Origin of the sequence: Microbacterium endophyticum, from assembly GCF_011047135.1 — a bacterium.
Classification (GTDB): domain Bacteria; phylum Actinomycetota; class Actinomycetes; order Actinomycetales; family Microbacteriaceae; genus Microbacterium; species Microbacterium endophyticum.
Genome location: NZ_CP049255.1, coordinates 77,137 through 102,319, shown reverse-complemented (window position 1 = coordinate 102,319; position 25,183 = coordinate 77,137). Strand labels below are relative to the sequence as shown.

Here is a 25,183-nt window from a genome sequence, read left to right as displayed (position 1 = left end):
TCGCTGTGCTAGCGGCTATTCGCCGCGGTAGACGGGAGCGGCGCCATTTACGGCGTCACCGATCTTGTGCACGCGGATGTCATTGGTACTTCCGATGATTCCTGGAGGGGAACCAGAGATGACGACAACCTTGTCTCCGACCTTCGCGAGGTCATTCGCGAGGAAGTAATCATCGACCTGGACGAACATCTTGTCCGTGTGGGATACGTGTTCCACAATCGTCGACCTCACGCCCCATGTGACCGCCATGCGGCGGCGAATCGCGGGCTCAGGCGCGAAAGCGACCATCGGAATCTTCGAACGGATGCGAGATAGACGGCGTGCCGTGTCTCCCGACTCGGTGAAGATACAGAGGAACTTGGCATCGACAAAATTGGCAACCTCAACGGCGGCCAGCGTAATAGCGCCACCCTGAGTGCGTGGCTTTGCCTTGAGCGGCGCGATGCGCTCCAGACCGTGCTCTTCGGTTGACTCCACAATGCGCGCCATGGTTTCGACAACCACTACGGGGTAATCTCCCACGCTTGTCTCGCCGGAGAGCATGACGGCGTCTGCACCGTCAAGGACGGCATTCGCGACGTCGCTTGTCTCCGCGCGAGTGGGTACGGGGTTAGTGATCATCGACTCAAGCATCTGTGTCGCGACGATGACAGGCTTCGCCATACGACGGCAGAGCTCCACCGCACGCTTCTGAACGATCGGCACTGCCTCCAGGGGAAGCTCGACGCCGAGATCTCCACGAGCGACCATGATGCCGTCGAAGGCGTCGATGATCTCTTCGAGGTGATCAACAGCCTGCGGCTTCTCGATCTTGGCGATGACGGGCACGCGGCGGCCCTCTTCGGCCATGATCTCGTGCACGCGGTCAACATCCTGAGCGTCACGCACGAAGGAGAGTGCGATAACGTCAGCGCCGATACGCAAGCCCCAGCGGAGGTCTGCCTCGTCTTTTTCGCTGAGAGCAGGCACATTCACGGCAACGCCGGGAAGGTTGATTCCCTTGTTGTTGGAGACGGGTCCGGCGACGATGACCTTGGTCGTGACAACCGTGCCGTCGGTCTCGACGACCTCGACCTTTACCTTGCCATCATCGATAAGGAGGAAGTCACCGGGCTTCACATCAGCCGGAAGACCCTTGAATGTCGTTGAGACGAGCTCTTTCGTACCAAGGATGTCGTCGATTGTGATCTTGAAGATGTCACCCACCGCGAGGTCGTGAGGTCCATCTGCGAACTTGCCAAGGCGAATCTTCGGGCCCTGGAGATCCACGAGCACAGCAACCGCACGGTCTGCGTCGTCCGCGGCCTTTCGCACATTGGCGAAGTTGGCTTCGTGAACGGAGTAGTCCCCGTGGCTCAGGTTAAGTCTGGCTACGTCAACACCGGCATCGATGATCGCGCGGACCATCTCGTAGGTTGACGTTGCCGGGCCGAGTGTTGCGACGATTTTCGCGCGTCTCATTCCGTATGTGCTCCGGTCTAGTTTCGGGTATTGAATGCGTTGCCAGCCTACGCGGGCTGGAGTCCGATAGCGATATCGGTGGGGCGCACAGGTGCTGGTAGGAGGGTCTCTCCCATGAGGTACTGATCAACGCTTGCGGCCGCGGCGCGACCTTCGGCGATGGCCCACACAATAAGCGACTGGCCACGACCAGCGTCGCCCGCGACGAAAACGCCAGGAGCCGTGGTCTGGTAATCGTCAGCCCGCTCTAGGACTCCTCGTGAAGTGAACTGCGTCTGCAGTTGACTTTCGAGTTCGGGACGGTCGGGCCCGGTGAAGCCCATCGCGATCAACACGAGGTCAGCGGGGATGTCGCGCTCGGTACCGCTCTTAGGAACGCGTCGTCCGTCGACGTACTCGGTCTCAGCGACCCGCAAGCCACGGACCTCCCCCACGTCGTTGGTGAGGAACTCCACCGTCGACGCGAGGAACACTCGCTCGCCACCCTCTTCGTGCGCCGATGTGATCTCGAAAATGGTTGGTGTCGTAGGCCACGGGTGAGCTTCAGTGCGTGCCTCAGGAGGCTGCTTGCCGATTGCGAGGTTTGTCACGCTTAGCGCGCCTTGACGGTGCGCGGTACCGATGCAGTCCGCTCCGGTGTCACCTCCACCAATGACGACAACGTGTTTTCCTTCGGCGCTGATCTGATTGGTGACCTGGTCGCCCGCGACAGCCTTGTTCGACTCAACGAGGTATTCCATCGCGAAGTGCACGCCAGCGAGATCGCGACCTGGGATCGCCAGGTCTCTCGGCACTGTCGCACCCGTTGCGATGACAACCGCGTCGTAGCGGGCGCGCAGCTCGTCCCACGCGATATCCTTGCCAATTTCGACGCCAGCGCGAAAACGTGTGCCTTCATCACGCATCTGTCGAAGACGCGCTTCGACGTGACGCTTTTCCATCTTGAAGTCAGGGATGCCGTATCGCAGAAGACCGCCGATACGGTCGTCCCGCTCGTAGACGGCAACGGTGTGGCCAGCGCGAGTCAGCTGTTGCGCGGCGGCAAGTCCGGCCGGACCGGATCCGACCACAGCGACGGTCTTGCCTGTGAGACGCTCCGGCGGCTCGGGCTCGACCCAGCCGCTCGAGAAGGCCTCATCGATGATCGAAACCTCGACCTGCTTGATGGTGACAGCAGGCTGATTGATGCCGAGCACGCACGAGCTCTCACAAGGAGCAGGGCAGAGGCGTCCCGTGAACTCGGGAAAGTTGTTGGTCGCGTGCAACCGTTCGATCGCCGCGCGGCCTTCGCCGCGCCACGTGAGATCGTTCCACTCGGGAATGAGGTTGCCGAGTGGGCATCCCTGATGGCAAAAGGGCACGCCGCAGTCCATGCAGCGCCCGGCTTGGCGCTTGAGTACGGCGCTATCGCCGGGCTCGTAAACCTCTTTCCAGTCCATGATTCGAACTGGAACTGGACGCCGAGCGGGAACCTCTCGCTCGGTTACCTTAAGAAAACCCTTTGGGTCAGCCACCCGTCACCTCCAAAATACGTTGCCACACCACGTCGCCGTCGGGGTCAAGACCTTCGTCGGCGGCATCCTGGCGGGTTTGCAAGACAGCTGCGTAGTCACGGGGCATGACTCGCACAAACTTGCTCACTTCACTGTCAAAATTTTCGAGCATGCGAGCGGCGAGAGTCGACTCGGTTTCCGCAACGTGTCGAGTGAGGAGATCACGCAAAATCTCAGCGTCGCTCGAGCCCAATTCGCCAAGCTGCAGCTCACCGGAGTCGAGGGACTGCGTGTTCACCAGCTTCTCGTCCAACTCGTAGATGTACGCGGTGCCTCCCGACATTCCCGCACCCAGGTTTCGACCTGTGGTTCCGAGAATGACTGCGAGCCCGCCCGTCATGTATTCGAGCGCGTGGTCGCCCACACCCTCAACGACGGCGGTCGCACCAGAGTTACGCACGAAGAAACGTTCCCCGACGACTCCGCTCAGGAACATCGTTCCCTGCGTTGCGCCGTAACCTATGACGTTGCCAGCGATGACGTTCTCGGATGCCTCGAAAGTTGTGCCACGCGGCGGGCGAACAACAATTTGACCACCCGAGAGGCCCTTACCGACGTAGTCGTTCGAGTCACCCTCGAGACGCAGCGTGATGCCTGCTGGCATAAACGCACCAAAGGATTGCCCGGCTGAACCGCGAAGGTTCACGACGATTGAGTCGTTCAACAACCCGTGCTCGCCTTGGGCCTTGGTCACTTCGTGGCCGAGCATCGTGCCGACTGCACGCTCCGTGTTGCGAATCGGCAGGTCGATCTCGATGTGGCCGCCGTGGGCGATCACATCTTGCGCGCGCTCGATCAACTGAACATCGAAGTGATCTTCCAACTCATGTTCCTGAGCGCGCAATCGACGTCGTGACTCGTCTTCAGCAAATGTTGGGCCGTCAAGGATCGGTGCAAGGTCAAGCCCGTTGGCCTTCCAATGCTTCACCGCCCCATTGATGTCGATCATTTCGGTACGCCCGATCGCCTCGTCGAGAGAACGGAACCCGAGCTCAGAAAGATACTCGCGCACTTCCTCGGCAATGAACTCCATGAAGTTCACGACGAATTCTGGCTTGCCCGCAAATCGCTGACGCAGCACAGGGTTCTGCGTCGCAACACCTACCGGGCACGTATCGAGGTGGCATACGCGCATCATGATGCAGCCTTCGACGACGAGTGGAGCCGTCGCAAAACCGAACTCCTCCGCGCCGAGTAGCGCGCCGATGACAACGTCGCGGCCAGTCTTCAACTGCCCGTCAACCTGCACCGAGACTCGATCACGCATGCCATTGAGCATGAGCGTCTGCTGCGTTTCGGCAAGGCCGAGCTCCCACGGCGTTCCCGCGTGTTTGAGCGAGTTCAGAGGACTTGCGCCAGTGCCACCATCGTGGCCCGATACCAAAATCACGTCGGCGAGAGCTTTCGCTGTGCCTGCCGCGACTGCGCCAATACCGGACTGACTGACGAGCTTGACGTGCACTCGTGCGGCCGGGTTTGCGCGCTTCAGATCAAAGATGAGCTGCTTGAGGTCTTCAATCGAATAGATATCGTGGTGCGGCGGCGGCGAGATGAGGCCGACGCCTGCGGTTGCGTGGCGCGTGCGTGCCACCCACGGGTACACCTTCGTGGGCGGCAATTGTCCGCCCTCGCCAGGCTTAGCACCCTGAGCAAGTTTGATCTGGATGTCGTCAGCATTGGTCAAGTAGAGGCTTGTGACGCCAAAGCGCCCGGATGCAACCTGCTTGATGGCGCTGCGTCGAGTTGGGTCGAGGAGGCGATCAACGTCTTCGCCGCCCTCTCCGGTGTTCGACTTCGCTCCGATTGAGTTCATCGCGATTGCGAGAGTTTCGTGGGCTTCCTTGGAGATGGACCCGTAGCTCATCGCGCCGGTCGAGAACCTCTTCACGATGGATGCCACCGATTCGACCTCGTCGAGTGGCACACGCGGGCGGACTCCGGTACGTAACGTGAACAGACCGCGAAGCGTCTTCAACTCCGCTGCTTGGTCGTCGACCAGCTTCGTGTATTCGCGGAAGATGTCGTATCGACGGTTGCGCGTGGAATGCTGCAGGCGGAACACCGTGTCGGGGTTGAAGAGGTGTGGTGAGCCGTCACGGCGCCACTGATATTCACCTCCGGTCCATAGCCGTTCGTGTGCGCGAACCGCACCGTCTTCCGGGTACGCGAAGGCGTGACGCGCTGCGTTCTCCTTCGCGATGACGTCGAGACCGACACCGCTCAGCTTTGTCTCGGTTCCAGAGAAATACTCGTCAACGAAGTCTTGAGAAAGACCAACAGCTTCGAATACCTGTGCGCCGGCGTAAGACGAAACAGTAGAGATGCCCATCTTCGACATGATCTTGAGGACGCCCTTGCCGAGCGCGTAGATCAAGTTTTTGACAGCCTTCTCCGGTGTGATTCCAGTGATGAAACCGGCGCGCACCAAATACTCGGCCGTCTCCATCGCGAGATAAGGGTTGACAGCTGATGCGCCATAGCCGATGAGGGTCGCCACGTGATGAACCTCGCGGACGTCTCCCGCCTCGACGACGAGACCCACCTTCATACGCGTTTCGCGGCGAATCAGGTGGTGATGGATTGCCGCAAGCATCAGGAGCGACGGGATCGGTGCGAGATCCTTATTGGAGTCTCGATCGCTCAGAACAATAAACTCTGCGCCGTCTTCAATCGCGCGGTCGACCTCCGCGCACATCTGTGTAAGGCGCTTCTGCATGCCCTTGGCGCCGGCCTCGACTCGATAAAGACCGCGAATAGTCACCGACGTCCGACCGGGCAACGCAGTGTCGATGTGTTGGATCTTGGCGAGCTCGTCGTTGTCGATCACCGGAAAGTCCAGCGTGACGGTTCGCGCGTGATCCGCGCCCCAACTCAGAAGGTTCGGCTCCGGACCCAGACCGAGCGAGAGAGACGTCACCACTTCTTCTCGGATTGAGTCCAGAGGTGGGTTCGTAACCTGTGCGAACTGCTGAGTGAAGTAGTCGAACAGCAACCGAGGGCGATCGCTCAGCACAGCGACGGGGGTGTCGCTCCCCATGGCACCCAGCGGCTCGGCGCCCTTTTGGCCCATTGGTGTCAGAAGAATACGGACTTCTTCTTCGGTGTAGCCAAACGTGCGCTGCCGCCGGGTGATCGAAGCGATCGGGTGCACGATGTGTTCGCGCTCGGGCAGCTCTGACAAGCGAACTCGTCCTGCATCCAGCCACTGCTTCCAGGGCTTCATGTGTGCTAGATCGTTCTTGATCTCTTCGTCTTCGACGATGCGCCCCGCTGCGGTGTCGACGAGGAACATCCGGCCCGGCTGCAAGCGACCGCGGCGCTTGATGCGCTCGGGGGCGAAGTCGAGCACACCTGTTTCACTGCCGATGACGACGAGACCATCGGTGGTCTCAGTCCAGCGTCCGGGGCGTAGCCCGTTGCGATCGAGTGTTGAGCCGACGAGCGTTCCGTCGGTGAAGATCAACGCTGCCGGTCCGTCCCAGGGCTCCATCTGCATGGAGTGGTAGTCATAGAACGCACGAAGGTCAGGCGCGATATCCGTCTGCTTTTCGTAGGCCTCCGGAACCATCATCATGATGGCATGAGGAAGGCTACGGCCGGTCAGAGTGAGAAGCTCCAGCACCTCGTCGAACGAGGCTGAGTCGCTCACGCCCGTCGAACAGATGGGAAGCAGAGGCTTGATGTCGCCGAGCAACTCGGACTCGAGCTGCGACTGTCGCGCGCGCATCCAGTTGCGGTTGCCCTTGACCGTGTTGATCTCACCGTTGTGGGCGAGCATACGAAGCGGTTGCGCGAGCGGCCACGAGGGGAATGTGTTCGTGGAGTACCGGGAGTGGACGACCGCGAGTTCAGAAGCGAATCGTTCATCTTGAAGATCGGGGTAGAACGGCTCCAACTGGAGAGTTGTCACCATGCCCTTGTAGCCGAGCGTACGAGCGGACAACGAAACGAAGTACGCGCCCAAGTCGTGGCGGGCGCGCTTTCGAAGCCGGTAAACGCGACGGTCAAGCTCAATGCCGGAAAGAGCTGGCGCATCTCCGACTGCAGGACGACTCACGAAAAGCTGCTCGAACGCGGGACGGGCGTTGTAGGCCAGCTTGCCCAGGTGCTCGTCCTCGGTGGGGACTTCGCGCCATCCCAAGACCTCGAGGTTTTCGGTTTGAGCTATGTGCTCAATTCCGGCCTTCTGCGCTGCTCGCTCTTCAGCATCCATCGGCAGGAAAATCATTCCGGCGGCGTACTCCCCCATTGGAGGCAGTTCGAAGTCGACAACCTCGCGGAGGAAAGCGTCTGGCATCTGCGTCAGGATGCCGGCGCCATCACCGGTACCTGCGTCTGAACCAATGGCGCCACGGTGTTCGAGATTACGAAGCGCTGTGAGTGCCAGGTCGATGATGTCGTGGCCTGGCTCGCCACGAAGCGTCGCGACCATGGCCAAACCACAGGCATCCTTCTCGAATGCCGGGTTGTACATGCCCTGCTTGTGCGGAAATGCGCCGCCGACCGATGCTTCAGTCGGGCTGTGACGGGGGCTCGAAGCCATACCTACCGTCCTCACGTTGATGCTGGAGTGGGACGACGTTGGCCCGGAGACTTAGTTTGCGGCGGCGGAGCTTGTGGCGTTGCCTTGATTGACAGTGGAAGCGGGCGGCTCGCTCACATCCACGTAGTCATCAGCTTCTTGTGATTGTACCGTGCTAGCGCCGCTCCATTCGCGACCCGGCATGTAGGGCGAAGGTTCCAAGCCGGTGTGGCGATAGTGCTGCACGATCATCACGACCAGACCGACGAGCACCCCGAAGATTGCAGCCCACACATTGGTACGTAGGCCGAAGATGATCTCGCTCGGGTCGATTCGAATGGACTCCCACACAATGCGTCCAGCGCTGTACCAGATGAGATAGAGCCCGAACAGCCGACCCCATTGCAGCATGAAACGGCGACCAGCCCACAGAATGACTGCGGCGCCCAGAAGGTTCCAGATCACCTCGTAGAGAAAAGTCGGATGAAAGAGCGTATCCGCGGGGAGACCGGCAGGAAATGCCGAGTTATTCGGGTCGATTTCGAGGCCCCACGGAAGATCGGTGGGGAGACCGAAGAGTTCCTGATTGAACCAGTTGCCAAATCGACCGAGCGCTTGCGCGATGATCATGCCCGGAGCGAGAGCGTCCGCAAAAGCAGAAAAACGGATGCCGGTCCACTTGCAGCCGAGCCACGCACCGACGGCACCGCCGAGAAGGGCGCCGAATATCGCAATGCCGCCTTCCCAGATGTAGAAAACCGCCCAGATGTTCTTTCCTTCACCGAAGTAAAACCCCGGGTGAGTGAGCACATGGAAGATACGTGCACCGATGATCGCGAGGGGCACCGCGAGAAGGGCCACGTCAATGACCGCCCACGGCTCGACACCGCGCTTCGTCAGACGCCGATTCGTCAGAAGAACAGCAACAATAATTCCAGTGATGATGCACAGAGCGTAAAAATGGATACGCACCGGACCAATATCGAAATAGCTGATCGAAGGGCTCGGGATGCTGGCGAGAACGCCGGAGAGCGCACTCGGGGAGGCGAACGTCATGGTCACGAGTCTACGACTGACGCCGCGTACCGCTCGACAGCTCTTTGACCGTCGATGCGAGCTCGGTGAGTCCGCCGTCTCTCAGAGCCCGAACAAGGGCGGTACCGACGATCGCGCCGTCGGCGTATTCGGAGACGCCGGCGACATGATCTGCCGTTGAGATTCCGATTCCGACGCACGCATTCTGTGCTCCAGCCTCACGTAAGCGATTGACGAGAGTGCGTGCCGCAGCGTCGAGATCCGCGCGCTCCCCCGTGATGCCCATCGTCGAAACTGTGTATACGAATCCACGGGAATTTTCCACGACGATGCGGAGTCGTTCATCCGACGACGTCGGTGAAGCAAGAAATATTCGATCGAGTCCGGTGCGTTCGCTGGCCGCTATCCACTCCGGTGCTGATTCCGGTGTGACATCGGGCGTGATGAGACCGGCTCCCCCGGCCGCTGCCAGGTCATCGGCATATCGATCGACGCCGTATTGGAAAACCGGGTTCCAGTAGGTCATCACAACGACAGGTACGTCTGTCCGGCTCGTGATTTCAGCAATTGCTGGAAAGATGTCGCGCAGACGGAACCCACCGGCCAGCGCTGCCTGCGTCGCTTCTTGGATGACGGTTCCGTCCATGACCGGATCCGAATAGGGCGGTCCGAGTTCGATGACATCGGCGCCATTCTCAGCAAGCGTTACGGCAGCTTCAACACTTGTCGCCAAATCCGGAAAACCTAAGGGCAGGTATCCGATGAACGCTGCGCGCCCTTCAGCGTGAGCCGCATCGATTGCGGCAGCGACGCGTGAGCTCAAGATGTGACCTCTTCGTCGTAAAGCTCGAAATAGCGAGCAGCGGTATCCATATCTTTATCGCCACGTCCCGAGAGACAGATGGCGATGAGCCCATCAGGGCCCATTTCGCGTCCGATGCGCATCGCTCCTGCCAGGGCATGAGCAGATTCGATAGCGGGAATGATGCCCTCGGTTTTTGAGAGCAAGCGCAGAGCCTGCATCGCTTCGTCATCGGTGGCCGGGATGTATTCCGCGCGCCCCAGCTCGGAAAGCCATGCGTGTGCGGGGCCGACACCGGGATAATCGAGACCGGCAGAAATTGAGTGAGACTCTACGGTCTGGCCGTCTTCGTCCTGCAAAACAAAAGTCTTGGCTCCGTGAAGGACTCCCGGCCTTCCCCGCTCGATGGATGCCGCGTGCTTCGGCGTGTCTACTCCGTCGCCGGCCGCTTCGACACCGTAGAGGCGCACGTTCGCATCGTCGAGGAACGCATCGAACATACCGATGGCGTTCGAGCCACCTCCGACGCAGGCAAAGACGGCATCCGGAAGGCGTCCCGCTTCTGCAATGAGTTGCGCACGGGCTTCTTCGCCGATGATCTTCTGAAAATCGCGCACCATTGAGGGGAACGGGTGCGGGCCAGCAGCCGTTCCGAAAATGTAGTTCGTGGTCTCAACAGACGCGACCCAGTCGCGGTAGGCCTCGTTGATTGCGTCTTTCAACGTGCGTGAGCCCGTCGTCACCGGAATAACTTCTGCTCCGAGCAGGCGCATGCGTGCGACGTTCAACGCTTGGCGCTCGGTGTCGACCTCGCCCATGTATATCGTGCAGTCGAAGCCGAAAAGCGCAGCGGCGGTTGCGGTCGCGACGCCGTGCTGGCCGGCGCCGGTCTCCGCGATGACGCGCGTCTTCCCGAGCCGCTTCGTGAGTAACGCCTGCCCCAACACGTTGTTGATCTTGTGGGAGCCGGTGTGGTTGAGATCTTCGCGCTTGAGAAAGACGCGCGCGCCACCGGCATACTCAGCGAAGCGGCGTACTTCCGTGATCGGGGAAGGACGTCCTGCATAAGAATGCAGCAGAGCTGCGAGCTCCGACTTGAACTTCGGGTCAACGATCGCCGACTCGTATACAGCGGTGAGCTCGTCGATTGCGGCAATCAGTGACTCCGGCATGAATCGGCCACCGAAGTCGCCAAAAAATGGTCCGTGGATATCGCGAAGGCTCATGCGTTCTCTCCTCGAAATGCTCGAAGTGTTGCGACGGGGTCTCCCGTCACGAGCGCCTCGCCGACCAGCACAACGTCGGCTCCAGCGGAGCGGTAGTGGGAAACATCAGATGGTGTCATGACCGCGGACTCGGCGATTTTCACGACATCCGTCGGGATTTTCTCGACCAGGCGGCCAAACAGGTCGCGATCTAGTTCGAACGTGGACAGGTTTCTCGCGTTGACGCCGATGACTTGAGCGTCGATATCGATCGCACGCGAGATTTCTTCGGCGGAGTGCGTTTCGACGAGCGCGGTCATCCCGAGCTCCCGGACGAATTCGTGAAGATCCGCGAGTACCGGCTGTTCAAGTGCTGCGACGATCAGCAGGACGAGATCGGCCCCAGCAGCGCGAGCTTCAAGTACCTGATATCTCGTCGCGATGAAATCTTTGCGGAGCACCGGAAGCGATACCGCCGCTTTCACCGCTTCGAGGTCGCTCAGACTGCCTTTGAACTTGCGTCCCTCGGTCAGTACTGAGATCGCGCTCGCGCCACCCTGTTCGTAACGGCGCGCTTGCAGGGCGGGATCAGTGATGGATGCGAGGTCACCACGCGACGGGCTTGCACGCTTAATCTCGGCGATGATCTTGACCTGATCAGCAGGAGCGAGGGCACGCAGCGCATCTCGAGCAGGCAGAGAAGCAAGAGCTTCAGTCTGCACGACATCAAAAGAGCGCGCACGCTCTCGAGTCTGAGCGTCTTCGACAGCGCCGGCGGTGAGCTCGGCGAGCATACTCAATGTTCTTTCGGGGCGTACTTCGGGCCGTTTACGCCGTAGCCGGCCTTCGCGAGAATCAAACCGACAAGAGCGCCGACTGCGATGAAAACCACTGACGTCCACACGAGCCACGGCATGTCAAAAAAGAACGCGGTGGTACCGACGGTAGTGGCAACGAGCATGATGATCACGGCCGTCCATGCCGCCGGCGAGTGTCCGTGACCGGGGTCGCCGATGGGGTTGCTCATGAGTCTCCTTCGGGTGTGGGCGCGCCGATGAGCACGCTCTTTAAGTCTAGCGGGCGTCGCCTGGGGCAGTGGGATCGTCGCCACGTGATAAGTCGTCCCAGGAATCTATTGAGTCAAGTGGCTGTCCGTCGACAGTCGCGCGCCGTGTCGAGGTGTCGTACTTACGCCCGCCGCGGTACCAGCGGCGGGCTGTAGCGAGCAGAAAAACACTCCCGCAGATCAATATGATCCAGGCGACCAACGAAAAAAATGGCCACGGAGTCACAGAAACGTCGGAAACGAGGTCGGAGACAGCGTCAATCCCGCTTATTCCGGTGGCCTCGGTCACCGTTGAAGACACCGCGGTTACAGGGCGGCCGAAGGCAACCTCGGCCGTGGCGTACAACAACCCCGCCGCGATCACGAGCGTCAATATGCCGAAAACATATCTGAGTACAACACCGATGATCGACAGCGCCGCACCTGTTGCGAGTACCGCAAGGCTGAGAGGCGCGAGCACGGGAATCGCCGCCGCGCCGGAGACCGAAAGCGTGGAAGACGAACCATCAGCAACGGTGACGTCTAGCCAGGTCTGAGTCGATGAGATGATCCCGAGCACACCAGCCGCTAACACGGCCAGAACACTTGTCAGTCGCGCGCGAGCGGTCATGAACTCGACGCCGTGACGGGGCGAAGATCATCGGTGTCGAAGCAGGTACGTGTGCCGGTGTGGCAGGCCGGGCCGACCTGTTCGACGCTCAGCAGGATGGCATCCCCATCGCAGTCGAGTCTGGCGCCACGGACGAGCTGGATATTCCCAGAGGTATCGCCCTTTCGCCAGTACTCCTGGCGTGAACGAGACCAGTATGTGGCTCGGCCTGAAACGAGTGTGCGGCGCAGTGCTTCGGCATCCATCCATCCCAGCATCAGGACCTCTTTCGTGTCCCACTGCTGAACGACCGCGGCGACCAGTCCCGCGTCGTTGAAGGCCACCCGCTCGATGCGCTCGGCGACGTCTTCGATCTTCTCTTCGCTCATCAGCGCACCTCGATACCGTCGGCAGACATCGCCTGTTTCACATCATCAATCGTCAAGTAGCCCGAGTGAAAAACGGATGCCGCAAGCACGGCATCCGCCCCGGCGTGGACGGCCGGGGCAAAGTGTGCGGCTTCCCCCGCGCCGCCGGAAGCGATGACCGGAACGCTAGACACCTCGCGCATCAGAGCGACGAGTTCGACGTCGAATCCATCGCGCGTCCCATCGGCATCGATCGAGTTCACCAGGAGCTCCCCCGCGCCGCGCTCAATTGCTTCCCGTGCCCAGTCCACAGCATCGAGTGTTGTCGCTGTGCGTCCGCCATGGGTTGTCACGATGAAACCTGACGCCGTTGTCTCGGCGCGCTTAACATCGAGAGAGAGCACCAAGACCTGAGCGCCGAAGCGATCGGCGATCTGGTCGATGAGTTCCGGTCGCGCGATGGCAGCCGAATTCACTCCGATTTTGTCAGCGCCAACGGCGAGCAACTTTGCTACATCCTCCGCCGTCCGCACGCCGCCTCCAACTGTGAGAGGTATGAAGACTTCTTCGGCGGTACGGCGGACGACATCGTAGGTTGTGGAGCGTTCGTCGACAGTCGCTGTAACGTCCAAAAACGTCAACTCATCGGCACCCTGCTCGAAATAAAGCCTCGCGAGCTCCACGGGGTCGCCCATGTCGCGAAGGTTCTCAAAATTCACGCCTTTGACCACACGTCCAGCAGCGACGTCGAGGCAGGGTATGACGCGTGAGACGAGGGTCATTACAGCCTCGCAGCGGTGATCTCGGTTACGAGGATTGCCCGAGCACCCAAACCGTAGAGCGCATCCATCACTTGATTTACGCCTCGTCGTGGGCTCATGACTCGCACGGCTACCCACTCCGGGTCGCGAAGCGGCGACACAGTGGGCGACTCGATACCCGGCGCTAGTGCGACGGCGGCATCGACGAGGTTGGCCGGCAGGTCGTAGTCGACCATGACGTACCGGCGCGCTACGAGTACGCCCCGCAACCGTCGAAGGAGCGTCGCGAGGCCCTCAGGCTCGTCGGCACCGCTGATGAGCACCGCTTCAGACTCCAGGAGCTTCGGTCCGAAGATCTCGAGTCCGGCCTGACGGAGCGTCGTGCCCGTGGAAACGACATCAGCGACAGCATCAGCAACCCCGAGCTGAACAGCTGACTCGACCGCACCATCGAGCGGCACGAGATCAACGGCGATACCCTGCTCATCCAGGTAGCTGTCGACCAGCCCGGGATACGCGGTAGCGACCCGAACGCCATCAAGCTCAGCGAGCGTCGTGAATCGACCGGGTCGTGCGGCGAACCGAAATGTTGACCCGCCGAATCCGAGAGCTTCCACTTCGTGGGCACCCGGCATCCGAGCATCGAGAAGCAGATCGCGTCCGGTGATTCCGACGTCAAGTGCACCTGAACCGACGTATGTTGCGATGTCACGAGGGCGAAGGTAGAAGAACTCGACCTCATTCTCGGGATCGGCGACGTAGAGATCCTTGGGATCACGACGGCCGACATAACCGGCTTCGTGAAGCATTTCGGATGCTGTCTCTGACAGCGATCCCTTGTTTGGCACAGCAATTCGCAGCATGACTGAGTGACTTTCGGGAGCAGTTGGAGTGAGGAGCCGGAGACGTGAATCAGAGATGTCGGTACACGTCTTCGAGGCTGAGTCCCTTGGCGACCATCATGACCTGCAGGTGGTAAAGCAGCTGCGATATCTCTTCAGCTGCTTCGTCATTCGACTCGTATTCCGCCGCCATCCACACTTCTGCGGCTTCTTCGACGATCTTCTTACCGATCGCGTGCACACCAGCATCAAGCTCAGCAATGGTGCCGGAACCCGCCGGACGAGCTACAGCCTTGGCGGTTAGCTCTTCAAATAAGCCGTCGAACGTCTTCACCCTCTCAGGGTATCGAACGAACCGAGCTATCGGTGCCGGTTCAGTGCGCGTGGGCAGCGAGCGTTCGCAGGCCAGCGATCGCGGCATCCGGATCAGCCGAGCCGAACACCGCAGAACCAGCGACGAAAGTATCGGCACCAGCCGCCGCAGCCTGTCCGATTGTGGACTCGCTGATACCGCCATCGACCTGCAGCCAAACGGCGGAACCTCGGCGCTTCGCCTCTGCCGCGAGCTGCCGGAGCTTGGGCATCGTTTCAGGCATGAATGACTGCCCGCCGAACCCCGGCTCTACCGTCATCACTAGAATCTGGTCGAACTCGTCGATAATCTCCAAAAGCGTGGCGGCATCGGTGCCGGGTTTCAGCGCGACTCCAGCTCGCGCACCCATCGCGCGGAGCCGACGAGCGACACTAACTGGATCATCGGTTGCTTCGACGTGAAATGTGACGGATGCCGCGCCGGCCTCGGCATACCCGGGCGCACATTTCTCGGGATTATCGATCATGAGATGAACATCAAGCGGCACCGGGCTCGTCTGCGCAATACGTTCCACCATCTGCAGACCAAACGTGAGGTTGGGCACAAAGTGGTTGTCCATGACGTCGACGTGTACGAAGTCAGCGGAGCTGATTCGCCCTAATTCCCTTTCCATATTGACGAAGTCGGCGGCCAGGATGCTGGGGTTCACTCGAAATTCAGGCACACAACCATTATCCCGCCGCGTATGGTCAGTCTGTGGATCCCATCGTTTCATTGCTGTCCTCACTGCTGGAGAATGTTCGCCCTCTTGATGCCGGAGAGCCGGCACAGTACATTCCTGAGCTCGCCAGCGCTGATCCGGAGCGCTTTGCTATGGCGGCGGTCGGACCGCGTGGGGTGGTGCGCTCGGTGGGTGAAGACAACGTTGAATTCACTATTCAGTCGGTGTCGAAGCCCTTCGTTCTGGCACTTGCTCTCGCGATGCATGGACGCGATCACGTGCTGGCGCGTGTGGGCGTGGAGCCGAGCGGGGAGCCATTCAACGCAATTAGCCTGGAGCCGAACACGGGCAGGCCCGCAAACCCGCTCGTTAATGCGGGCGCTATTGCGACGACGGGCCTGATCCCGGGTTCCGACCGGCACGAGCGCACCGCAACGATCGTCGCAGGACTTTCGCGCTTCGCAGGTCGCGCGCTGACCGTTGACGAGGCCGTGTATGAATCAGAGTCGGAAACGGGCGACAGAAACCGAGCCCTCGCCCACCTCATGCGCTCATACGGTGTCCTGCACGAAAACGTCGACGAGGTCGTTGAGTCGTACTTTCGACAGTGTTCAGTTCTCGTCACTGTGCGAGACATCGCGGTGATGGCAGGAACACTCGCGTTCGCAGGGCGGAATCCGCTCACGGGCGAACAGGTCGTACCGGAGTCAGTCGCGCGAGACGTCGTTTCGATCATGACGAGCTGTGGGATGTATGACTTTTCCGGTGAGTGGCTCATGCGCGTCGGCTTACCGAGCAAGAGCGGAGTGGCCGGTGGTCTCGTCTCCGTTGCGCCATCGCAGTTCGGCGTCGGCGTCTTCAGCCCGCGACTCGACAGTCACGGCAACAGCGTGCGCGGCAGCATCCTGGTGGAGCGCCTTTCTCGTGAGTTCGGGATGCATGTCTTCGACCGCCACGAGAGCATCACTCGGCCGGGAATCGCCGTTGAGCGCACCTCGGAAGGCTTGTTTGTGCGCCTTGGCGGCGAACTCGCGTTCTCAGGCGCCGAGCGCGTACTCGTTACTCTTCGCGAACTCATTCATGGTGCCGACGTGAACTACCCGGTATTTCTCGATGTGAGTGAACTCGCTCATCTGCACCCGGCGGCGCTCACGGCACTGGAGGCTCAGCTGCGTGATCTCGGCACGCAGGTGCGGATCATTCAGTAGCTGTCAGCGGCGGCGCAGCAAGGTGAGGAACATCGCATCAGTCCCGTGCCGATGTGGCCACAGCTGGGCACGACCGGAACCATCGCTCGGTGTCGGGAGATCAAGCGGCTCGCGTGCGACCTCGTTGATGACATCTCGGGCATTGAGCTCATCGATCTTGTCGTCCCATTCCCGTCGAATATCTGCCATGACACCAACAGTTTCGGCGAGGTGGGGTGAACAGGTTACGTACGCGAGAATCCCGCCGGGCGCGAGCGCGCGCAATCCGGCATCAACGAGGTCACGTTGAACATCGACGAGATCGGCGACATCACTCGACGTTTTTCGCCAGCGAGCTTCGGGCCGACGACGAAGGGCGCCGAGCCCCGTGCACGGAGCGTCGACGAGTACGCGGTCGTATTGTTCGGCGTGCGCCGTGGCGAATGTGCGCCCGTCTTCTTCGGCGACATCTACGCCTATCGGAACTGCGACAACGGCGCGGCGAACAAGGCCAGCACGAGCCGGGACAACCTCGTTGGCATCAATACTCGCGCCGTGCAGCAGCGCCTCAGCCGCAAGAATGGCTGTCTTACCGCCCGGGCCCGCACACAGATCGAGCCAGCGCTCATGATCCTTGACCGGGGTCGCACGTGTCAGCGCGAGCGCGACCAACTGCGAGCCTTCGTCTTGCACTCGGAGGGCGCCGCCGGACTTCGTCACGACGGCATCCGGATCGCCACCGCCCAATTGGAAACCAATGGGAGAGAAGCGAGTCGGCGTCTTTCCCGCTGGCGCATCCGTCACTCCGGGTAGCGCGGCCATCGTCACGCCGGGCGCCTCGTTGTCGGCGAGGAGCAGAGCGTCGAGCTCATCCGCGCGCCCTTCGGCCGCTAGCGCGCGACGGAACGCACGCACGATCCAGACTGGGTGCGAGCGCGTGACCCCAATTCGTTCATCATCAGAACGGGCGGCATCCGAAACTCGAGACGCCCACTCCCCAGGGGTATCAAGCGAAATACGCCGCAGCACGGCATTGGCGAATCCAGCAGCAGAGGCGCCGCCCTCGCGTCGCACAAGACTGACCGACTCATTGACGGCCGCGTGGGACGCGATGCGAGTCGACAGAAGCTGATGAACGCCTAAGCGCAACGCATCAAGCACGGGAGGGTCGATGAGGGATACCTCGCGATCGGCTGCAAGCGCGATCATCGCGTCATATGTGCCTTGCTTTCGCAGCGTGCCATAGGTCAGCTCGGTTGCGAGCGCCGCATCCGCAGTATCGAGCCCGGCGCGAGCGATGAGGGTGGGCAACAAGAGGTTGGCGTACGCATCAGACTCCGAAACGGCCCTGATCGTGTCATAAGCCACGGTGCGTGCTGATGCTGTTCGGGCAGGTGGAGTGTGCGAGTGTCGTGAGCGTCTCAAGAGTCTGTCCTCAGTTCGTCTGTGCGGAGACCCCGCCACCAGTCAGTTGCATTCATCGCAGGCTTTCCTGCGGGCTGTACACGTGTGAGGACGATGGGTTCCGTTGCTGTTCCTACCGCAACTTCCCCATCGAACGCCCGGACGACACCGGGCCGCAAAATAGTTTTAAGTTCTGCGCGATGCGCGGAAAGGACCTTAATACGCGCGCCTCCAACGAGAGTGAATGCGCCCGGCTCAGGTGTGACACCCCGCACTCTGTTCAACACAGCATCCTGGCTTTCTTCCCAACGGATGCGTGCGTCATCAAGGGCGATCTTTGGCGCCAATGTCACCTGCCCCATTTGAGGTTGAGCCATCGCGCGCTCTTCTGCGAGTGCATTCACGACACCCACGAGAACCGTTGCGCCCTCGATCGCCAGAGTATCGAGCAGGCTTCCCGCGGTCGCGAGCGGGGGCACGTCCAAGGGTGATGACGCCAAAATATCCCCGGCATCTAGTTCTGGCACGAGTTGGAACACCGTCACCCCAGTGATGGCGTCGCCCGCGATCAGCGCGTGCTGCACGGGGGCAGCTCCTCGCCAGCGGGGCAGCAGCGAAAAGTGAAGATTTATCCAGCCCAACCTGGGCGCCGAAAGCAGTGGTTCGCGGACGAGGCCGCCGTAGGCGACAATAACGCCGAGATCTGCCTCTAACGCCTCGATTCGCCGGGTGGCGTCGTCGTCGAGCTTAGAAGATTTGATGGTGGGGATGCCTCGTGCATCCGCGGCCTCGCCCACCGGTGAGGGTGTGACAACGCGCTTTCGTCCAAGAGGAGCGTCGGGGCGCGTGACAACGGCCGCGATTTCGTGGCTACTCGCCATGAGAGCCTCAAATGAGGGCACAGCGGGAGCGGGCGTGCCCGCGAAGACGATTCGCATCGGATTCCTTACAGTTGCAGATCGGGCACGTCGACCCGAACTTTGAGTGTATTCCGCAGGCGTGGAGCGCGCGGGCCCCGCGGCTTCCGGGCGCGCATCGCCGCAGCGATAACCGCCGCGCGAAGAGCGGCGGTTACGGCTGATCCGAGGTGGTAGTCGAACCTCACCAGGGCGCGCACGCGTGGACCATCTTCACTTTCGATGGGAACTGGGCCCAGAACGGAGGGAGAGTCGACTGCTGGAACGGCGTCATGGAGTGCCTGCAGAGCATCTGTGACGGCGGCTAGCTCTCCTTCGAGGCTCGCGACGCGCACGGTCGGAGGCATGCGTAGCGGGCTCCGATCCTCAAGTTCCGCCCGCGCATAGGCAGGCTGTGTCCACGTTGCGAGTGCGCGAGCTACCGGCCCGACGACACCTACCAGGTGCACCGATGCGCCAGGTGCTGCGAGTGCCGCAGCGTTCGACCACCACCGGAGCGCCGACTCGCCAATACGAAGATCTTCGGCCAGCAGCATTCGTTCGCCGTCGAGAAGGAGGATCGCTTGATACCCTCCCGCGGCAATCGGTTCAGCACCACGAGTTGCGATGACGAGCGCTGGACGGTTATCGATATGAGTGACGGGGTGCTCACCGTCGGCGACAATGACGCGCACCCCGGGAAATGCGCGTCCGAGCTCATCGGCTGTCCGCTCGCTGCCCGACGACGTCATACGCAACCGGTCAGATTCGCAATTCGCACACGTCCAGTTGTTAGCGGTCCGGCCGCACCAGGCGCATTCGGGCGCGGCCTTCGGTCGCCGCGCGTGCAGTGGCCCCGCGCACTGTTGACACCGCGCGGGCTTTCGGCAGTCGCCGCACACCAGTGTCGGCGCATAGCCAGGCCGCGACACCTGCACGAGCACTGGTCCAAGAGCCAGGCCCTCGCGTGCCGCTCTGTATGCAGAAGAAGGAATGCGCGCACCGCGGCCATCACCGTCATTTGCCGCAGCAAGCACGATACGTGGGGAATGCCGGCGGCGCGCGGCGATGTCTTTTACCCATCCGATCGCAACCAGCCGTTCCACGTCCGAGGTACGTGTGTGCCCGATGAACAAGAGCGCGCTCCCCTCGAGCTCTTGGCGAAGGAGCGCTGCGTCGCGAGCATGAACACCGGGACTCAACGGTTCGGATAGGAGCGAGTCACCGTCATCCCAGATGACCACGAGCCCCGTTCGTGCAGCAGGTGAATAGACGGCCGATCGTGTGCCAACGACGACGCAGGGAGCACTTGCAAGTACGCGGAGATACGAGGAATATCGAGCGGGACCCGACTGCCCGGCATCATCGCGAACAATCGCTTCATCGGGCAAGAAATCAGCGAGTGCCGTTGTGATCTGCGCGCGATCGCGATGATCCGGCACGACGATGATTGTGCTGCGTCCCGTCGCGAGAGTCACAGCGGCACTTGCTGCAATGAGCTGAGCCCACGCCCCGATATAGCTTCCGTCAACAGTCGTTGTGAGTCGTGGCGGCGCGTCGATCGTGAGACGCTGTCCCTCCGATATTGCTTCTCTCGCACCGGGAAATTCGTCAAGCACGGCGCCGGCACGGCCGATCGCGTCGAGGTTGCACTGCGGAAAAGCTGGAGCGTCAGCCGCGAGCCAAGCCTTCTCAGCGCGAACCATTCGTTTGGGAACAGCGACACGGAGCACATCGCTCGCCGATCCCGCGGCGCGATCAGCAGCTCTGCGTGCCAACGTATAAAGACTATGAGGGAGGACTGCAATGGGCGACACGACTTCTTCGAGTTCCGAGAGTGGACGGTCGGACTCGTTACTCTCGTCGACGTCGACGATGTATCCCTCGATCATGCGTCCCGCTGATCTCAGCGGTACGCGCACGCGCACGCCGGGAACCGCTGCCTCAGCAAGTGGATCAGGAATCTCGTAGTCGAATAGTCGATCTAACTGAGGTACCGGAGAATCGAGCAAAACGCGTGCGACGCGTCGCCGACTCATGTCACATTCCGGCGGCGCTTCGTAGCGCCTCTACCTTGTCGAGCTTTTCCCACGTGAAATCGGGGTTCTCGCGGCCGAAATGACCATAGGCGGCGGTCTGAGCGTAGATCGGTCGCAGCAAGTCGAGCTGATCGATAATCGCTTTAGGTCGAAGATCGAAGACATCGCGGATCGCCGATGCAATGACGTCGTCGGATACTGCGCCAGTGCCGAAGGTTTCTACGTAAAGACCCACCGGCTTCGCTTTGCCGATGGCATAGGCCACCTGCACTTCGAGCCGCTCCGCCATCCCCGCTGCTACGGCATTCTTTGCCACCCAGCGCATGGCGTAGGCAGCAGAGCGATCGACTTTGGAAGGGTCTTTTCCGCTGAAAGCACCGCCACCATGACGAGCAGCTCCACCGTAGGTATCGATGATGATCTTTCGACCCGTCAGGCCAGCGTCGCCTTTGGGCCCGCCGATAACGAAGGGTCCCGCCGGGTTGATGAAATATTTGATGCCGGGTCGGTCAAGACCAGTTGCATCCAGTACCGGGTCGATCACTTCAGCTTGAACTGCGGCTCGCAGCTCATCTTGAGAGATGTCGGGGTGGTGCTGGGTGGAGAGGACCACCGAGTCGATAGTGCGAGGAACATGACCTTCGTAACCGAGCGTTACCTGCGTCTTGCCATCCGGGCGAAGAAAAGGAAGCGTTCCGGCACGGCGTACTTCGGCCAACCGCTCCGCAATGCGGTGAGCAGTCCACGCAGCCATCGGCATGTACTGAGGTGTCTCGTTGGTCGCGTAGCCGAACATGATTCCCTGGTCGCCGGCGCCCTGCTCATCACGCGGGTCGGCGGATCCGCCTTCGCGTCGCTCGAAAGCTTTGTCGACGCCCGCTGCGATATCGGAAGACTGCGCACCGATCGACACGCTTACTCCGCAGGATTCTCCGTCGAAACCTGTGTCGCTCGACGTGTAACCTATCCGGTTGACGACGCTTCGCACGATGGCAGGAATCTCGACGTATGCGCTGGTCGACACTTCGCCGGCGACGTGAACGAGTCCCGTTGTGACAAGCGTTTCGACAGCAACGCGACCCTGCGGGTCGTCGGTCAGAATCGCATCAAGGATGCTGTCCGAAATCTGGTCACAGATTTTGTCGGGGTGTCCCTCGGTAACTGATTCCGAGGTGAACAGGCGCAGACCGGTCAAACGAAGCTCCCGTGGCGTAGCAATATGTCGTGAAGATGTTCCGAGTGTGCATCAGGCCCCGGACATGAGTGTCGCGGGGCCTGATGAAAGGCAGCTCACTCGGAGGCTGCCGAAAAACTACTCTGCGTGGCGCAGACGAAGCTTGTCTTCGTGGATCTCGTGGAGCGCGATCGTAAGGGGCTTGTCCTCGACTGAAGAGTCGACGAGCGGGCCGACGTTGTCGAAGAGGTTTCCCTCGTGAAGGTCCGAATAGTAGTCGTTGATCTGGCGCGCCCGCTTGGATGCGTAAATCACCAACTGGTACTTCGAGTCGACCTTTTCGAGAAGGCTGTCGATGGGCGGCTCGATGATGCCCTGGTTCATTCCGGCCATGGCGAAACCTCCTGGTTCGGATGTTGGCGGTGAGATGACGGAATCAGTCGCGAGCGTGAGCAAGAAACGATACCTTCTGCAATTCTACGACCTTCAGGACAGCAACAGCGACGTTGTCCTCATATCCATCTCTGGAGCAGGTACTTTTGCGCCAAGCTCAGCATGGCGTTGCTGAGCGTGCCAAGGACGGCAAGCAACACGATCGCAAGCAAAATCTGGTCTATGCGGCCAGTAGATTGCGCGAGTGTGAGCAGGAAACCTAGGCCCATCGCTGCCGCGAGCAGCTCGGCTGCAACCAGGAAGAGCCATGACTGAGCCATCGCCAGCCGCAGCCCCGACACGATCGATGGCACTACAGCAGGTAGCTGCACTACGCGAAAGAGCGCGAGGCCGCGAAGACTAAACGAGCGAGCCATTTCAATTGACTGCGGGTCCACCTGGCGCAGAGCACTACTCACAGTTGTGAAGACCGGAAAGAACGCCCCGATCGCGATGAGAATGACTTTGGAGTCCTCGCCGATACCCATCCAGAGCAGTAGTAGCGGAACCAGAGCGAGCGAAGGGACAGCGCGAAAGGCAGCAAGGATCGGTGTGAAGAGGATGTCTCCCACTCTCGTCAGCCCGACGAGCGCAGCGAACACCAGACCGACCGCGGAACCGATCCCAAATCCAAGGAGTACGCGCTGCACCGAGATGGCGACGTGGAACCACAGTTCCCCGCTCTCGGACAGTTGAATAGCAGCTGCCAATACCGAAGTGGGTGCGGGAAGACGGTAAGACGGAACGAGCCCCGATACTGTCACCGTCTGCCAAACACCGAGTATCAGGATCGGAACGAGGAGTCCACCACTGACGCGAACTGAACGGCGACGCCAGAACGGGACAGACGCGGCGCCCACCGTTGTATTACCGCGGAGTAGCGTCATCTACTTGCCTTTTGAGCGAATGTATCGTTCACGATCGTGTCGAGCGCGTCGGAAATAGCGGGTTCGCCTCCCTGCACGGCGTCGGAGGACACCAGCACGGGAGCGATCTTCTTCAGCACAGCGAGCTGCGTATCGCCGGGGACGCCGCTGACATCAAGATTCGAGCGTTCTTGAATCACGGTCTTCGCAACGTCCGGGTCTATGTCCGCAACCTGGGCGAGTAGATCGGCGGTCTCATCGGGGTGGTCGAGCGACCAACTGCGCGCGTCTTCGTAGGCGTCCACCACGACCTGAGCAACATCTGCATGAGCCGTGATGAAGTCTTCGGTGGCGTTTAAGAAACCGTAGGAGTTGAAGTCGACGTTGCGGTAAATCAACGTGTCACCGGACTCGATCTCGGCCGCACCCATGATGGGGTCGAGCCCTGCCCACGCATCTACCGAGCCAGCCTCCAGCGCAGCGCGCCCGTCGGCATGCTGGAGATTTTGCACCTCGACATCATCGATAGTGAGCCCCTCGGTTTCGAGCGTCTGCAGCAAAAAGAAGTACGGGTCCGTTCCCGCAGTCGCCGCGACAGACTTTCCAGCAAGATCCGCTACCGACGCGATGTCGCTGTCTTTGGGTACGACAATGGCCGACCATTCCGGCTGCGAATAAATGTCAATGACCTGGATAGGTGATCCGTTCGCACGTGCGAGGAGCGCGGCTGAGCCCGCGGTTGAACCTACATCTATCGAGCCGGAGCGCAGCAGCTCATTCGCCTTGTTCGAGCCAGTTGACTGAACCCATTCCACTGTCACACTTTTTCCGAGCGCGTCTTCCAAAAGGCCCTGCTGCTTTACAACGAGGCTGAGCGGGTTGTAGGTAGCGAAGTCTATCGAGAGCTTGTCGGTGGACCAGTCCTGTGTACCGTCAGCGCCTTCATCGCCGACGGACGCCTGGGAATTCTCTCCCGCAACGCACCCGGCCACGGCGAACATCATCGTGGCCGCCACGATGATTGCAGGAACTGTGCGGCGGATGATGGTGCTCATCGGATCTCCTCAGAAGGGTTTTCGTGGTGGGGGTCGACGCCGAGGCCTTTCAAAAGGTCGGCACGCAACTCCGTGAAGGCCTCGTCGGCCCGGTCGCGCGGTCGCGCACCGGGCACCGAGATGGTCCTCGCAATCGAATCGATCGACGTTTCTGGCTCTAGGGCATGAAGCAGGACAACCCGATCCGCGAGGAACAGCGCCTCCTCAACGTCGTGGGTTACGAGCACAACCGTCGTCGGTTGAGCTGCGTGAATATCGAGTAGAAGGTCCTGCATACGCAGGCGAGTTAGGGCATCTAGCGCGCCAAATGGCTCATCGAGCAAGAGCACGTCGGGGTTTCGCGCGAGGGCACGTGCAAGGGACGCGCGTCCGGCCATGCCGCCAGACACTTCGCGAGGTTTCTGATCTGCAGCGTGCGCAAGCCCTACCAGTTCGAGAAGTGTCCGCACCCGAGTTTCGGCATGCCGCGCACCACGTGGCAGCCCGAGCGCCACATTCTGAGCGAGTGTTCGCCACGGAAGTAGGCGAGGCTCCTGAAAAGCGATTGCGGTGCGCGCATCAGTATCGGTCACGGCAGTGCCATTGACCCGCGCGAATCCACGCGAGGGGCGATCAATACCCGCGAGTATACGAAGCAGGGTGGATTTTCCGCAGCCGGAGGGCCCGACTATTGCGATGATCTCGCCAGCGCTTATCTCAAGTCTCACGTTGCGGAGAACTTCACGCTGTCCGCGCGGTGTTGAAAACGCGCGATACACGTTCTCAAGAAACACGCGAGCGTCGTGGACAGCGGCGAATTCACCCTCGCGAGGCGGGGTATCGACAATGATTGCGGGCACGGGACGATTGTTTCGGCCGCGAACGTGGAACTGAAGTCCGCCGTAACATCGCG

Annotated in this window: 23 protein-coding genes; 1 reads left to right on the top strand and 22 read right to left on the bottom strand. The window is 60.8% G+C overall.

Going from position 1 to position 25,183, the window contains the following annotated elements:
• Positions 1–15: 15 nt before the first annotated feature.
• Genes pyk through rpe form a run of 14 tightly spaced genes read right to left on the bottom strand, consistent with a single transcriptional unit; the run spans position 16 to position 15,190 of the window.
• Positions 16–1,461, bottom strand: coding sequence for a pyruvate kinase (pyk, locus tag G6N83_RS00495; protein WP_165138247.1), 1,446 nt, complete (start codon positions 1,459–1,461; stop codon positions 16–18).
• Between the two features lie 47 nt (positions 1,462–1,508).
• Complete coding sequence (locus tag G6N83_RS00490) at positions 1,509–2,975, bottom strand: glutamate synthase subunit beta (protein ID WP_165138245.1); 1,467 nt, start codon at positions 2,973–2,975, stop codon at positions 1,509–1,511.
• The gene (gltB, locus tag G6N83_RS00485; protein ID WP_165138243.1) at positions 2,968–7,557 is read right to left on the bottom strand and encodes a glutamate synthase large subunit; all 4,590 of its coding nucleotides are present in this window, start codon (positions 7,555–7,557) and stop codon (positions 2,968–2,970) included. Before gltB ends, G6N83_RS00490 begins: the two co-directional genes overlap by 8 nt.
• A 51-nt stretch (positions 7,558–7,608) precedes the next feature.
• Positions 7,609–8,592 carry a prolipoprotein diacylglyceryl transferase gene (gene lgt, locus G6N83_RS00480; protein WP_165138241.1) on the bottom strand — a complete coding sequence of 328 codons (984 nt, stop codon included), beginning with the start codon at positions 8,590–8,592 and terminating at the stop codon, positions 7,609–7,611.
• 10 nt (positions 8,593–8,602) lie between these two features.
• A complete protein-coding gene (gene trpA, locus G6N83_RS00475; protein ID WP_165138239.1) occupies positions 8,603–9,394 on the bottom strand; it encodes a tryptophan synthase subunit alpha in 792 nt (263 codons plus the stop codon).
• Positions 9,391–10,599, bottom strand: a complete 1,209-nt coding sequence (gene trpB / locus G6N83_RS00470; protein WP_165138237.1) for a tryptophan synthase subunit beta — start codon at positions 10,597–10,599, stop codon at positions 9,391–9,393. The genes trpA and trpB overlap by 4 nt, the downstream gene beginning before the upstream one ends.
• Positions 10,596–11,372 (bottom strand): indole-3-glycerol phosphate synthase TrpC, encoded by a 777-nt coding sequence (trpC, locus tag G6N83_RS00465; RefSeq protein WP_165138235.1) that lies wholly within the window; start codon positions 11,370–11,372, stop codon positions 10,596–10,598. The genes trpB and trpC overlap by 4 nt, the downstream gene beginning before the upstream one ends.
• Before the next feature lie 2 nt (positions 11,373–11,374).
• On the bottom strand, positions 11,375–11,605 hold the full coding sequence (locus G6N83_RS00460; protein WP_165138233.1) for a DUF6704 family protein: 231 nt from the start codon (positions 11,603–11,605) through the stop codon (positions 11,375–11,377).
• Between the two features lie 46 nt (positions 11,606–11,651).
• Positions 11,652–12,254 (bottom strand): Trp biosynthesis-associated membrane protein, encoded by a 603-nt coding sequence (locus G6N83_RS00455; RefSeq protein ID WP_165138231.1) that lies wholly within the window; start codon positions 12,252–12,254, stop codon positions 11,652–11,654.
• A complete protein-coding gene (gene hisI, locus G6N83_RS00450; RefSeq protein WP_165138229.1) occupies positions 12,251–12,622 on the bottom strand; it encodes a phosphoribosyl-AMP cyclohydrolase in 372 nt (123 codons plus the stop codon). Before hisI ends, G6N83_RS00455 begins: the two co-directional genes overlap by 4 nt.
• Positions 12,622–13,383, bottom strand: a complete 762-nt coding sequence (hisF, locus tag G6N83_RS00445; protein ID WP_165138227.1) for an imidazole glycerol phosphate synthase subunit HisF — start codon at positions 13,381–13,383, stop codon at positions 12,622–12,624. Before hisF ends, hisI begins: the two co-directional genes overlap by 1 nt.
• A complete protein-coding gene (gene hisG / locus G6N83_RS00440) occupies positions 13,383–14,225 on the bottom strand; it encodes an ATP phosphoribosyltransferase (protein ID WP_165138225.1) in 843 nt (280 codons plus the stop codon). Before hisG ends, hisF begins: the two co-directional genes overlap by 1 nt.
• A 49-nt stretch (positions 14,226–14,274) precedes the next feature.
• Positions 14,275–14,538 carry a phosphoribosyl-ATP diphosphatase gene (locus G6N83_RS00435; protein WP_165138223.1) on the bottom strand — a complete coding sequence of 88 codons (264 nt, stop codon included), beginning with the start codon at positions 14,536–14,538 and terminating at the stop codon, positions 14,275–14,277.
• A gap of 40 nt (positions 14,539–14,578) precedes the next feature.
• Positions 14,579–15,190, bottom strand: a complete 612-nt coding sequence (gene rpe, locus G6N83_RS00430; protein WP_241246350.1) for a ribulose-phosphate 3-epimerase — start codon at positions 15,188–15,190, stop codon at positions 14,579–14,581.
• A gap of 83 nt (positions 15,191–15,273) precedes the next feature.
• On the opposite strand from rpe, the gene glsA reads away from it, so the two are divergent.
• Positions 15,274–16,446 (top strand): glutaminase A, encoded by a 1,173-nt coding sequence (glsA, locus tag G6N83_RS00425; RefSeq protein WP_165138219.1) that lies wholly within the window; start codon positions 15,274–15,276, stop codon positions 16,444–16,446.
• A 3-nt stretch (positions 16,447–16,449) separates the two neighbouring features.
• Here the strand turns inward: glsA and G6N83_RS00420 are convergent, their stop codons facing one another.
• From G6N83_RS00420 to G6N83_RS00385, 8 genes are all read right to left on the bottom strand, one after another.
• On the bottom strand, positions 16,450–17,793 hold the full coding sequence (locus tag G6N83_RS00420) for an RsmB/NOP family class I SAM-dependent RNA methyltransferase (protein ID WP_165138217.1): 1,344 nt from the start codon (positions 17,791–17,793) through the stop codon (positions 16,450–16,452).
• A 53-nt stretch (positions 17,794–17,846) separates the two neighbouring features.
• Positions 17,847–18,767 carry a methionyl-tRNA formyltransferase gene (gene fmt, locus G6N83_RS00415; RefSeq protein ID WP_165138215.1) on the bottom strand — a complete coding sequence of 307 codons (921 nt, stop codon included), beginning with the start codon at positions 18,765–18,767 and terminating at the stop codon, positions 17,847–17,849.
• An 8-nt stretch (positions 18,768–18,775) separates the two neighbouring features.
• Positions 18,776–20,764, bottom strand: coding sequence for a primosomal protein N' family DNA-binding protein (locus tag G6N83_RS00410; protein WP_165138213.1), 1,989 nt, complete (start codon positions 20,762–20,764; stop codon positions 18,776–18,778).
• A gap of 1 nt (position 20,765) precedes the next feature.
• Complete coding sequence (gene metK, locus G6N83_RS00405) at positions 20,766–21,959, bottom strand: methionine adenosyltransferase (RefSeq protein ID WP_165138211.1); 1,194 nt, start codon at positions 21,957–21,959, stop codon at positions 20,766–20,768.
• Between the two features lie 117 nt (positions 21,960–22,076).
• A complete protein-coding gene (gene rpoZ / locus G6N83_RS00400) occupies positions 22,077–22,331 on the bottom strand; it encodes a DNA-directed RNA polymerase subunit omega (RefSeq protein ID WP_165138209.1) in 255 nt (84 codons plus the stop codon).
• A 119-nt stretch (positions 22,332–22,450) separates the two neighbouring features.
• Entirely contained in the window at positions 22,451–23,257 is an 807-nt protein-coding gene (locus G6N83_RS00395; protein ID WP_165138208.1) for an ABC transporter permease, read from the bottom strand.
• Positions 23,254–24,291: an aliphatic sulfonate ABC transporter substrate-binding protein gene (locus G6N83_RS00390; protein ID WP_165138207.1), complete on the bottom strand. Its 1,038-nt coding sequence runs from the start codon at positions 24,289–24,291 to the stop codon at positions 23,254–23,256. The genes G6N83_RS00395 and G6N83_RS00390 overlap by 4 nt, the downstream gene beginning before the upstream one ends.
• A complete protein-coding gene (locus tag G6N83_RS00385) occupies positions 24,288–25,121 on the bottom strand; it encodes an ABC transporter ATP-binding protein (RefSeq protein WP_165142989.1) in 834 nt (277 codons plus the stop codon). Before G6N83_RS00385 ends, G6N83_RS00390 begins: the two co-directional genes overlap by 4 nt.
• Between the last annotated feature and the right edge of the window lie 62 nt (positions 25,122–25,183).